This window comes from Actinoplanes sp. NPDC051861, from assembly GCF_040681145.1.
GTDB lineage: Bacteria > Actinomycetota > Actinomycetes > Mycobacteriales > Micromonosporaceae > Actinoplanes.
Genome location: NZ_JBFAYE010000026.1, coordinates 119,418 through 130,780, shown reverse-complemented (window position 1 = coordinate 130,780; position 11,363 = coordinate 119,418). Strand labels below are relative to the sequence as shown.

The following is an 11,363-nucleotide window of genomic DNA, read 5'->3' as shown; positions in this document are numbered from 1 at the left end:
CTCCCACCAGCTTCCGAAGAAGCCGGCCGGGGTATTGCCATAATTGGCACTGGCTTATCAAGCACCCTGTTGAGTTCTCAAAGAACAACCGCACACCGTCGAATGACCCGCCATTTCGGCGGCCCGCCCTCCGGGGCACTCGCTCTACATTACTAGGCCTTCCTGGCGGTGTCAACCGGTTTCTCCCGGTTGGTGCCGATCTAGCCCAATACATCCCCGTGGCCAACCCACAGCAAAGCCGCTAGGTTCGTTTCCGAGGATTTGGCAGGACGGCCGCCGCGGATCTCTCCGCGAGCTCGCCCGTTTCCCTGCCGGCTCGCAAAACATTACCCGCTCGTTTCCAGCTACTCCAAACCGGGTACCAGTGTTCCGCATCTCCCCAGGTCAGCGCAGGAAAACGGGAGAAGCACGCAGGACCTACGGCCTGCGAACCGCCACAGAGCCCTCGCTCACCCGAACACGCAACACCGGCTGGTCATTGGCCGCCGGCCCGTGCACCACGACACCATCAGCCAACCGGAACGTGCTCCCGTGCCACGGGCACACCACACAGGCATCAGACCCGCTGCCGACCACATCCCCCTCACCCAGCGGACCAGCCTCGTGAGAGCACCGCTCGATGAGCGCCGTAACCCGGTCACCCTGCCGATACAGCAGGACCGGCACGTCACCGGCCATCCGCACCACAGGCTTCCCGTCCGGAAGCCCCGCGAGCGTCCCGACCACAGTCCACTCTTCCGGAACGAGGGCCACCTGCGGCGCCGCATGACTGATTCCGGCGCCTTGCGCGTACGAAAGATGCCCTCCCAGATAGGCCCCCGCTCCCGCAACCGAAAGTCCGGCAAAAGCCAGCGCACGCCCTCGCGCATGCCGCCCCGCCAGGCGTGCCACCAGCGAACTCGCGTAGAGGCCGACCGCGATGGCGTTGGTCGCCGCGTGAACGAGGCCGACCCGCCGCCGGTCCCTGGTCATGTCGGACCAGTCCACCCAGCCGGCAATCGCGGCCGGCGCCACCGCGGCGGTACCGGTAGCGATCAGCGCGGACGCGGCACGGGACGCTCCCGGAACAAGACGCTCCGGGAGGAGATCGAGAACGGCCGCGGACAGGAACGCACCGACCGGCATCTGCACGAGCACCGGATGCAGCGGATGCCCCAGCCAGGTCCCGTGCAGGAGGTCGCGCAGTGTGCGCGGCCGAACCGCCGTGGTGACCGCCGTCTGCAGCCTGTCGCTGGCCCCGTCAAGGGCGCCGGCCTGCTCGATCCGCGTTACCGCCTGCCGCAACATACTCTGGGCGATTCCCGTCCAGGTCCGGATCAAACCAATGGGGTACGAGCAACCGTGGCCGGCAACCGCGACTACGCGTACTCGAGAGTCAGCGCGACCCCCTGCCACACCGGGCCGCAGCGCGGCCGCCGGGACACGGATCAGGCAAGGGCCTTCAACGCGTCCCCGATCCCCCGATGGAACGTGGGGTACGCCCAGATCGTGCTGAGCAGCGTCGAGATCGGCACCTCGCCGTGCACCGCCACCGCCAGCGCGCCGATCATCTCCCCGCCCGCCGGCCCGGCCGTCGTCGCGCCCACCAGCACACCGCGGTCGGCGTCGGCCACCACCTTGATCACGCCCTCGTTGCCGGGGCCGTGGATGAACCCGCGCGACGTCGCGGTCAGCGGCACCTGGCCGACCGTCACGTTCAGGCCCTTGTCGCGAGCCTGCTGCTCGGTCAGCCCGACCGCGCCGATCTCCGGGTCCAGGAACGTGACCCGCGGCAGCGCCCGGTAGTCCGCACCCGGCCCGCCCTGGCCGAGGATGTCGCGAACCGCGATGTCCGCCTCGTACATCGCCATGTGGGTGAAGATGCCGTTGCCGGTGACGTCGCCGACCGCCCAGACGCCGTCGGTGACCCGCATCCGTTCGTCGGTCGGGAGGAAGCGGGCCGCCGGGTCGAGGCCGACGTTCTCCACACCGAGCTCGCCGAGCCGGGCCGTACGACCGGTCGCCACCAGCAGCTTCTCACCGGTGAGGGCGGTTCCGTCGGAGAGTGTCACAGTGAAGCCGTCATCGAAGCCGACGTGGGTGGCTCGGACCCCGGTGTGGATACGCACCCCGTCGGCCGTCATCGCCCGCGCCGCGACCTCGGAGGACTCCGGCTCCTCCATGGCGAGCACCCGCCCCGAGCCCTCGATGACCGTCACCTGGACCCCGAACCGCGCGAAGACCTGCGCGAACTCGCAGCCGATCGCCCCGCCGCCGAGCACCAGCAGCGACTCCGGGAGGTTGGCCACCTCGACCGCGTCCCGGTTCGTCCAGTACGGCGTGCCGGCGAGACCGTCGACCGGCGGGATCACGGCCGCGGTGCCGGTGGCGACGATCAGTGCTCGGCCGGCCGCGTACTCGTCGTCGCCGACGCGGACCCGCCCGGGGCCGGTGATGGTCGCCCGGCCACGCACGAACGTCCCGCCCTTGCCGGTGAAGCGGTCCACCGCGACCTTGTCGTTCCAGTTGTCGGTGGCCTGCTCCCGGATCTTCTTGGCGACCGGCGCCCAGTCCGCCTCGACCGTTGCGGTGCCGGCCAGCCCGGGGATGCGCCGCGCCTCGGCCAGCGCCGCACCGGCCCGGACCATGATCTTGGTCGGGATGCATCCCCAGTACGGGCATTCGCCGCCCACCAGGGTGCTCTCGATACCGACCACGTTCAGCCCGGCCGCGGCCAGCCGCCCAGCCGCCTCCTCGCCGCCGACGCCGAGGCCGACAACAACCACGTCCACTTGCCGCGTCTCACCCATGGGCTCCAGCTAACCATTGGATCCGCGCCGAGAAAGTCTCATGTGGCGCGCGCCGCGACCGATTTCTAACCATCGCGAAAGCGGGAACACCGAGGAACGGCGGCCATGAGGTGGCGGTGGCGGGCAAGGCTGGTGCCCGCCACCCTCATGGCCGCCACCGCGTTTCCCGGAAGAGCAAGCGCGAGGTGCGCGGAACCCGCCGGTTGACGTTTTGACGGACGCAACCGCCGGCGGGCCCCGCTTCCTCACCGTCCGGTTCGGCCACGGGCGCGCCGGACGGAGCCTTCATCCGCGCAGCCAGACCGCCTCGTCGCGATGGGACTCCAGCGGTGCGGGGTAGTCGAGGCCACGGCGCACCGAATCGGGCAGGCGCCAGGGCTGGTGCACGGCTGCACCCTCGACGCCTTTCAGCTCCGGTACGTAGCGCCGAACGTACACGCCTTCCGCATCGAAGCGGAGCGCCTGGCGAATGGGGTTGAAACGTCGGTAGGGCCGGGTGTCGTTGCCGGTGCCGGCCACCCATTGCCAGTTGCCGGAGTTGTTCGGCACGTCACCGTCGATCAGCCAGCGGAAGAACCACTTCACGCCGAGCCGCCAGTCGACGCCGAGATGCTTCGTCAGGAACGCCGCCGTGATCAGCCGGGCGCGGTTGTGCATCCAGCCCTCGGCGCGCAGCTGCCGCATGCCCGCGTCGACGATCGGCACGCCGGTGAGCCCGTCCTGCCAGTGCTCCAGCGCGTCATGGTCGTAGCGCCAGCCCGTGTCGCCGGCGGGCCGGTAGGGCTCGGTCGACAGCTTCGGGAAGACGTTGGCCACCTGGTAGTAGAAATCGCGCCAGCAGAGCTGGCGGACGAAGGCGTCGGCGTCATGAGACCTGGCTGCCTCGGCGACGGTCAGTGGGCTGACACAACCCCAGCGAAGGTACGGGCTGAGCCGGCTCGTGGCATCAGCGGCCATGTCGTCGTGCGCGTCCGCGTACCCCTGAATGTGCCGCATCCAGGCACTCAGCCGGCGCTTGCCGATGGTTTCCCCGCCCTCGGCGGCATGGGGTGACTCGCCGGCGGGGATGCTCGGGAGCGTGCCCACCTCGATGCCGTCCGGGAGCGTGACCCGTCTCGGCGTGGGTGCCTCGCTGCGCCACTCCGTCGCTGACCAGGCCCGGTGATAGGGCGAGAAGACCTTGTAGGAGTCGCCGCCCCCGCCGGGCCGCACCGCACCCGGATCGACCACCGCGAGGCCGGGGAAGAGCTCGAGCCCGATCCGATGCCGCTCGCACTCGTCGCGCAGGCGCCCCTCCCGGCGACGCGCGTAGGAGCTGACGTCCGCGGCGACGCCGACCGTCTCCGCGCCCGCCTCGCGCGCCACCCGGATCGCCTCGGCCACCGGGTCGCCGGTGCGCACCACCAGGTCACCGCCGCGTTGGCGCAACCGTTCGCGCAGGTCGGCGAGGCACTGGTGCAGAAAGCGGGTCCGGTTCGGGGAGAGGTCCGCGAGCTTCGGGTCGAGCACGTAGAGCGGCACGACCCGGTCGGCGGAGGCACAGGCGTCGGCCAGCGCCGGGTTGTCGTTGAGCCGCAGGTCCCGGGTGAGCAGGACCACCGCGGTATGCATCAGGCCGCCAGCCGGATCGGCGTGCCCGGCCGGGTGAGCAGGCTACGGACCGCGACCGCGGCCCGGCGCCGGTTCGGGACGGTGGCGCGACGGGCGAAGACGTCGTACCCGGCCGCCTCGATCTCGGCCAGGATGCCGCCGTAGAGCTGGAATGCGGTCCGCATGCAGGCCTGGGACGCGGGCTCCAGGAGCGGGATTCCGGGCGCGGCGGCCGCGTAGTGCCGCTTGGCGATCGCCACCTCGGCCTTGATCAGCTCCCGCGCCGCCGGGGTGGTGACGCCCTTCTGCAGGGTCCGCCGGGTGACCCCGTACTCGTCGAGGTGCTCCTGGGGCAGATAGATCCGGCCGCGCTCGAGGTCCTCGGCGACGTCCCGGATGAAGTTGGTGAGCTGGAAGGCGAAGCCGAGCTGGCGGGCCGGTTCGCGGGCGGCGGCCGGGTCGGAGGAGCCCAGGATCGGCAGCATCATCGTGCCGATGACGGCGGCCGAGCCCTCCATGTAGTCGAGCAGGTCGTCGTAGGTCCGGTACTCGGTGACGGTGATGTCCATCGTCATGCTGCGCAGGAACTTCTCGAAGTCCTCGAGGTCCAGGTCGAAGACCGCGATGGTGTGCAGGACCGCGGGCAGCAGCTCGTCGTCGACGGGCTCGCCGCGCAGGCCGGCGAGGAAGCGCTCGGACCACTGATTCAGCAGGGCGGCCCGTTCGGCGGGCGGCCGCGACTCCGTACGGTCGACGATTTCGTCCGCATATCGGGTGAATCCGTAGAGAGCGTGCACATGCCGCCTCTTCCACGCCGGTAGCAACCGGGTCGCCAGGTAGTACGTCCGCCCGTGCTCTCGGTGCAACTCACGGCAGCGCGCATAAGCCGCCGCTAGATCGGTAACCATCCCGGGCCTCCGGCAAATCGACGCACGAATCGACGCAACTTCAAGAAGTTAGGGTACGGTACTCGCGTGGCCAATCACACCCTTGAGGGAAATCGCCTCGACGCGATCCCTCGCCAGCCGATCTCGCAGCGAGCGCTGATCGGCGCCGTCGAGGGGACTCTGGCTGACTTCCTCGCCTCCCAGATCGCATCCCTGGACACCGTCGACCCCGCCCTCGGTGGCTTCGCCCGCACCGCTCGCGACCTGGTCATGGCAGGTGGCAAGCGAATCCGGCCGACATTCGCGTACTGGGGGTGGCGCGGCATCGCCGGTTCCTCCGAACCGGTCGAGCACGTCTTACCCGCTCTCGGCGCGCTGGAACTCATGCACACGTTCGCGCTGGTGCACGACGACCTGATGGACGGGTCGGCCACCCGGCGCGGCCGGCCCACCGCGCACCGCCTCTTCGCCGCGCACCACGGCGACCGGTTCGGTGAGTCGGCGGCGATCCTGGTCGGCGACCTCTGCCTGGTCTGGGCCGACCAGCTCCTGGCACGCACCCCGCTGCCGGCGCCGATCCTGCTGGACGTCCGCGCCCGCTACGACCGGATGCGGATCGAGGCCATCGCCGGGCAGTACCTGGACGTGCTCGGCGAGACCGACCCGCGCTCCTGGTCGGTGGACCGGGCGCTGCTGGTCGCGCGGCACAAGACGGCCAGCTACACGGTGCAGTGGCCGCTCGGCTTCGGCCTGGCCCTGGCCGGCGGCGACACCCGGCTCGAGGAGGCCTACCGGATCTACGGTCTCGCGGTCGGCGAGGCGTTCCAGCTGCGCGACGACCTGCTCGGGGTGTACGGGGACCCGGCAGTCACCGGCAAGCCGGCCGCGGACGATCTGCGGACCGGGAAGCCGACCACGCTGATGATGCTGGCCATCGAGATGGCGTCCCCGTCTCAGCGGGACGAGCTGAGTCAGCCCCTCGACCTCGCCGGAGCCGTCAACCCCGCCGAGGGCTCCGGCGAGCTGAACGGCATCGCCCGGCGCGCCCGGATCATCGCTGACACGGGCGCGCCGGCGCGGGTCGAGGAGATGATCCGGGCCCGGGTGAGCGAGGGTGTCGCGGCGATCTCCGAGGCGCCGATCCGGCCGGACGCGCGTACCGCCCTAGTGGAGTTGGCCACCACAGCAACTCAGCGCCCTGCATGATGAGACTCCCCCACCCCCCTGGAGTTGTGACGTGCGTACCGTGACCGGAGCCACCGACCGCGTCGTCGTGGTCGGTGCCGGCCTCGGCGGACTCGCCTGCGCGCTGCACCTGGCCGCGGCCGGGCGCCAGGTCACCGTCGTCGAACGGGAACCGATACCGGGCGGCCGGGCCGGCCGGCTCTCGGTCGGCGGGTTCGAGTTCGACACCGGGCCGACCGTGCTGACCATGCCGGACCTGATCGCCGAGCCGCTCGCCGCGGTCGGCGAGAAGCTCAGCGACTGGCTCGAGCTGACCCCGCTCGACCCGGCCTACCGGGCGTACTACCCGGACGGCTCCACGCTGGACGTGCGCACCGACACCACCCGGATGGCGGCCGAGATCGCCCGGGTCTGCGGCGCTCGCGAGGCCGACGGATACCTACGGTTCGTCGACTTCACCCGGCGGCTCTGGCACCTGGAACGCGACCACTTCATCGGGCGCAACCTGGACACCCCGGCCGACCTGATGAACCTGAACCTGCTGCGGCTGCTCGGCATGGGCGGGTTCCGCCGGCTGCAACCCAAGATCGGCGAGTTCTTCCGCGATCCCCGTACCCAGCGGATCTTCTCGTTCCAGGCCATGTACGCCGGCCTCGCCCCGCACGACGCGCTGGCCATCTACGCCGTGATCGCCTACCTCGACTCGGTCGCCGGGGTGTACTTCCCGGTCGGCGGCATGCACGCGGTACCCAGGGCGCTGGCCGGCGCCGCGGAGAAGCACGGCGTGACGTTCCGCTATGACACGACCGTGGAGAAGGTCACCACGGCCCACGGGCGGGCGACCGGCGTGATGACGGCCGGCGGTGAGCACATCCCTGCTGACGTGGTGGTTCTCAACCCGGATCTGCCGGTTGCCTACCGCGACCTGCTGCCGCGCAAGCGATGGCAGCGCCCGCTGCGTTACTCACCGTCATGCGTGGTGCTGCACATCGGCTCCCACCAGACGTATTCGAAGATCGCCCACCACAACATCCACTTCGGCCGCGCGTGGAAGGGCACCTTCGACGAGGTGATCCGCAAGGGTCTGCTGATGAGCGACCCGTCGCTGCTGGTCACGAACCCGACGCACACCGACCCGGCCGCGGCGCCCGACGGCAAGCAGACGTATTACGTGCTGGCACCCACGCCCAACCTCGAGTCCGGCCCGATGAACTGGCGCGGCGGCCTCGACCGCCGTTACGCGGACGAGCTGCTCCGCGTTCTTGAAAGTCGTGGATACATCGGCTTCCGGGACGGCGTCGAGGTGCAGCGGATCGTCACACCGGCCGACTGGGCCGACGACGGGATGGCGGCCGGTACGCCGTTCGCAGCCGCGCACACGTTCGCCCAGACCGGGCCGTTCCGCCCGTCGAACCTGCACCCCGGCCTCGGCAACGTCGTCTTCACCGGCTCCGGGACACAGCCCGGCGTGGGCGTGCCGATGGTCCTGATCTCCGGGAAGCTGGCCGCCTCCCGGATCACCGGAGGACTCTCGTGACCGTCCGCGAATCACACCTGGTCGAACTCGTCTCCACCGATGGCGACCCGACCGGATCGGCGACCGTGGCCGCGGCGCACGAGGCACCGGGGCAGCTGCACCGGGCATTTTCGGTCTTCCTGCGGGACGACCGGGGCCGTGTGCTGTTGCAGCAGCGCGCGGCCGCCAAGACCCGGTTCCCGCTGCGCTGGGGCAACACGTGCTGCGGTCATCCGGAGCCGGGCGAGGACGTGGCGGTGGCCGCGGCGCGCCGGCTCAAGGAGGAACTCGGCGTCGCCGGCGTGTCCCTGGTCGAGGCCGGCGTCTACGTCTACTTCGCCGAGGACCCGGTGACCGGGCGGGTGGAACGGGAGTACGACCACGTGCTCGTCGGCCAGATCCCGGTCGGCACCGAGTTCCAGCCCGACCCGAGCGAGGTGGCCCGGCTGCTCTGGGTCGAACCGGGCGAACTCCAGGAACGGGTCGACCGCGACCCGGACATGTACGCACCCTGGCTCGCCGGAGTAGCGGAGCGACTCAACTCACACCTGGCCTCCCCGCCTTTCCAGCCGGGGCGGTCGGGTGAGCCTTTCCAGCCGGAGCGGTCGGGTGACCGATGACGGCCTGAGCGCGGGTGCCGCCGCACGCCGGCTCGGCGTGGCGGTGACCACATTGCGCACCTGGCATCAGCGGTACGGGCTCGGGCCCAGCCGCCACGAGCCTGGACACCATCGGCGCTACACCGTCGAGGACATGGTCCGCCTGCAGGTGATGCGGCGGCTCACCGCACAGGGCATCGCACCCGCCGAGGCGGCGGCCTGGGCACGCCGCTCACCGGAGGTGCCCGAGTCCCCCGAGGCGGGCGACGCCCCGGCGGGCGGCGGGCAGACGATCGCGCTCGGCGTCCGCACGGACCCGGCCGCACGCGGGCTGTCACGGGCCGCCATGCGCCTGGACGGACCGTCGATGCGCTACATCATCGAGGGCGCCGTCACCGGCCGCGGCGTCGTACCCGCCTGGAACCACGTGATCATGCCGGTCCTGATCGGGATCGGCGACCGCTTCGAGGCCACCGAGCGCTTCGTCGAGGTCGAGCACCTGCTCTCGCGTACCGTCACCGAGGTTCTGGCCGGCGTGCCCCGGCCACCACGGGACCGCGAACCCCGGGTGCTGCTCGCGGCCGCCGACGAGGAACAGCACACGCTCCCGCTGGAGGCGCTGGCGGCGGCGCTGGCCGAGACGGGGGTGCCGACCAGGCTGCTCGGTGCGCGGGTGCCCTATCGGGCGTTGGTGGACGCGGTCGCGCGTACCGGGCCGGCCGTGGTGGTGCTGTGGTCGCAGCTGCGCACCAGTGGCGACGTCGGCCAGCTTGACGGGCTTCTCGGCGTACCCCATCCGCCTTTGATCGTGGCCGCAGCCGGACCCGGCTGGCCGGCCGACAGCCTGCCCCCCGAGGTGACCCCCCTGAACAACCTCGAAGCCGCCGTCCGCCTGGTCGCCACCGGCGTAGGCTCCTGACCATTTCCCCAGGTCAGCGGCTCGGCGCGCAAAAGGGGGGTACCGATTTGGAGACCGCTCGGTGGATCACATATGCTTTGCAGGCCTCAACGGGGCGCGGTTGGGGCGAAGGCCACCAAACGTTGCCAATCCCGCAGCCAGCGGGGGTGTGCAATGATGGCGGAGTTGCCCTCATCGTCTAGTGGCCTAGGACGCCGCCCTTTCAAGGCGGTAGCACGGGTTCGAATCCCGTTGGGGGTACTGGTAAGTTAGCAGGGCAAGACAGTTACATAGCAAGGTCCTGTGGAGCAGTTGGAGTGCTCGCCGCCCTGTCAAGGCGGAGGTCGCGGGTTCAAGTCCCGTCAGGACCGCAAGCAAGTCACGGCCAGGTAGCTCAGTTGGTACGAGCGTCCGACTGAAAATCGGAAGGTCGGCGGTTCGACCCCGCCCCTGGCCACCAGGCCTCTCGCCGGGCTCTGAGCATCGTCCACCTGCGGAAACGCACGGTGGACGTTCTGCTTTCCAGGCCGAACGTCCACCGCGCATGCCTTCCGATCGCGCTAATTGCTCACGGATTGCTCACGGCGGCTTTTCGAGTGGGTCGATGGTGGGTCAGAAGCTCCACCGCCTTTTCGACTTGGGCAGCCGTAGTCGTGCGCGTCAGGTGGGCGTAGACCCGCCGTGTGACTTCCGGCGAGGAGTGCCCGAGGATCATCTGCACGATCTCGATCGGGACACCGCCCGCCAGCATCAGCGAGCAGGCGCCGTGGCGTGTGTCATGCAGCGGGCAGACCGGCAGACCGCACGCGACGCAGTGCTGCTGGAATTCGACCGTCACGCGGTCTGGCCGGAGCGGCAGTCCGTCCGGTCGGCAGAACACCAGGCCGTGGTCCCGGTAGTCGATGCCGAAGAACTCGCGCTCCTTCTGTTGGGCGACGCGATGGCGGGCGAGCGCGTCCTGAGCCGGAGCGGCGAGCGGTACCCACCGGCGGCTCTTGCGGGATTTGGGTGCCTTGAACAGCCGGCCCACGTGAATCTCACCGCAGACGGGGCAGGCGGCTTGCTCAGGCGTCACCTGCGTACGCGTAACCGAGACGATCGTCTGCCTGACTCTCAGGCCAGCGCCGTTCGCATCGATGTCGGACCACCGAAGGCCGCACAGCTCGGCCCGCCGTAAGCCGGCATACGCGGCGAGCTCGTAGAGAGCCGAGAGGCGGTCGTCGAACACGTGCTCCAGGAATCGCGCGGTTTCCTCGGGCTGCCACACTTCGGGCTTGTCATCGTCGTCGATCGTGTCCACAACGGGGATCGAGTCCATCCGCCCAACCGCGGGGTTCAGCGCGATCAGTCCACGACGCTGAGCCGCGGAGAGCGCGGCGCGGATGGTGCGCCGGTAGCCCTCGATGGTGGCCGGGGTGCGCTGCTCGATGCGCCGGCCGATGTTCCCCGCGGGACGCGCGCCCTCGATCGGCAGGGCCAGCTCGGCGAGCACCTCCTCGATATGGCTTCGACGAAGGTCGCGCAACAGCTTGTGCCCGAGTTGGGGCTTCCAGGCATCGCGGATATGACCGCGATAGTTCTTGATCGTGTTCGGTGACTTTTTGGCGGCGATCAGTGCCTCGATCCACTGGTCCAGCCACCTGCCGAGCGTCATCCGACGATCGTCAGTCCACGTGCCGGCGTTGAGCTTGGCCAACTCCTCGGTAAGGGCGTCCTCTGCCTCAGTCTTGGTCTTGAAGCCGCCCCGTGTGGTCTGGCGCCGCTTACCCGTCGTCGGGTCGATACCGGCGTCCACTGTGTATGACCAGGAACCGTGCGGCTTTCGGCAGTTCTTGATCTTTTTGCCGCTGGTGTCGCGGCATTGGCAGCGCTTGAAGACGGAGCCTCGCAAGTGGGCGT

General features: G+C 70.0%; 9 protein-coding genes and 3 tRNA genes. 7 read left to right on the top strand and 5 right to left on the bottom strand.

Going from position 1 to position 11,363, the window contains the following annotated elements; all coding sequences use genetic code 11:
• Positions 1–417: 417 nt before the first annotated feature.
• The 4 genes from AB0M02_RS41190 to AB0M02_RS41175 form a co-directional block, all read right to left on the bottom strand.
• Positions 418–1,287 (bottom strand): Rieske (2Fe-2S) protein, encoded by an 870-nt coding sequence (locus AB0M02_RS41190; protein ID WP_364237671.1) that lies wholly within the window; start codon positions 1,285–1,287, stop codon positions 418–420.
• A gap of 140 nt (positions 1,288–1,427) precedes the next feature.
• Positions 1,428–2,789: an NAD(P)/FAD-dependent oxidoreductase gene (locus AB0M02_RS41185; protein ID WP_364237650.1), complete on the bottom strand. Its 1,362-nt coding sequence runs from the start codon at positions 2,787–2,789 to the stop codon at positions 1,428–1,430.
• Between the two features lie 285 nt (positions 2,790–3,074).
• Positions 3,075–4,400, bottom strand: a complete 1,326-nt coding sequence (locus AB0M02_RS41180) for a deoxyribodipyrimidine photo-lyase (protein ID WP_364237647.1) — start codon at positions 4,398–4,400, stop codon at positions 3,075–3,077.
• A complete protein-coding gene (locus AB0M02_RS41175; protein WP_364237645.1) occupies positions 4,400–5,287 on the bottom strand; it encodes a phytoene/squalene synthase family protein in 888 nt (295 codons plus the stop codon). The genes AB0M02_RS41180 and AB0M02_RS41175 overlap by 1 nt, the downstream gene beginning before the upstream one ends.
• 105 nt (positions 5,288–5,392) lie before the next feature.
• On the opposite strand from AB0M02_RS41175, the gene AB0M02_RS41170 reads away from it, so the two are divergent.
• The 7 genes from AB0M02_RS41170 (at position 5,393) to AB0M02_RS41140 (ending at position 9,924) form a co-directional block, all read left to right on the top strand.
• A complete protein-coding gene (locus AB0M02_RS41170; RefSeq protein WP_364237669.1) occupies positions 5,393–6,472 on the top strand; it encodes a polyprenyl synthetase family protein in 1,080 nt (359 codons plus the stop codon).
• A gap of 31 nt (positions 6,473–6,503) precedes the next feature.
• Positions 6,504–7,988 carry a phytoene desaturase family protein gene (crtI, locus tag AB0M02_RS41165; protein WP_364237643.1) on the top strand — a complete coding sequence of 495 codons (1,485 nt, stop codon included), beginning with the start codon at positions 6,504–6,506 and terminating at the stop codon, positions 7,986–7,988.
• Positions 7,985–8,587, top strand: a complete 603-nt coding sequence (gene idi, locus AB0M02_RS41160; protein WP_364237641.1) for an isopentenyl-diphosphate Delta-isomerase — start codon at positions 7,985–7,987, stop codon at positions 8,585–8,587. Before crtI ends, idi begins: the two co-directional genes overlap by 4 nt.
• A complete protein-coding gene (locus AB0M02_RS41155; RefSeq protein ID WP_364237639.1) occupies positions 8,577–9,485 on the top strand; it encodes a MerR family transcriptional regulator in 909 nt (302 codons plus the stop codon). Before idi ends, AB0M02_RS41155 begins: the two co-directional genes overlap by 11 nt.
• Positions 9,486–9,652: 167 nt before the next feature.
• Positions 9,653–9,725 (top strand) — tRNA-Glu (locus AB0M02_RS41150).
• Between the two features lie 36 nt (positions 9,726–9,761).
• Positions 9,762–9,835 (top strand) — tRNA-Asp (locus tag AB0M02_RS41145).
• Between the two features lie 12 nt (positions 9,836–9,847).
• Positions 9,848–9,924 (top strand) — tRNA-Phe (locus AB0M02_RS41140).
• A gap of 108 nt (positions 9,925–10,032) precedes the next feature.
• Here the strand turns inward: AB0M02_RS41140 and AB0M02_RS41135 are convergent.
• Positions 10,033–11,355 carry a tyrosine-type recombinase/integrase gene (locus tag AB0M02_RS41135; protein WP_364237637.1) on the bottom strand — a complete coding sequence of 441 codons (1,323 nt, stop codon included), beginning with the start codon at positions 11,353–11,355 and terminating at the stop codon, positions 10,033–10,035.
• Positions 11,356–11,363 lie beyond the last annotated feature (8 nt).

Bases quoted from the DNA above. Each gene is read 5' to 3' on its own strand.
- AB0M02_RS41175 (WP_364237645.1), bottom strand. From the start codon at position 5,287: ATGGTTACCGATCTAGCGGCGGCTTATGCGCGCTGCCGTGAGTTGCAC.
- AB0M02_RS41185 (WP_364237650.1), bottom strand. From the start codon at position 2,789: ATGGGTGAGACGCGGCAAGTGGACGTGGTTGTTGTCGGCCTCGGCGTC.
- AB0M02_RS41190 (WP_364237671.1), bottom strand. From the start codon at position 1,287: ATGTTGCGGCAGGCGGTAACGCGGATCGAGCAGGCCGGCGCCCTTGAC.
- AB0M02_RS41180 (WP_364237647.1), bottom strand. From the start codon at position 4,400: ATGCATACCGCGGTGGTCCTGCTCACCCGGGACCTGCGGCTCAACGAC.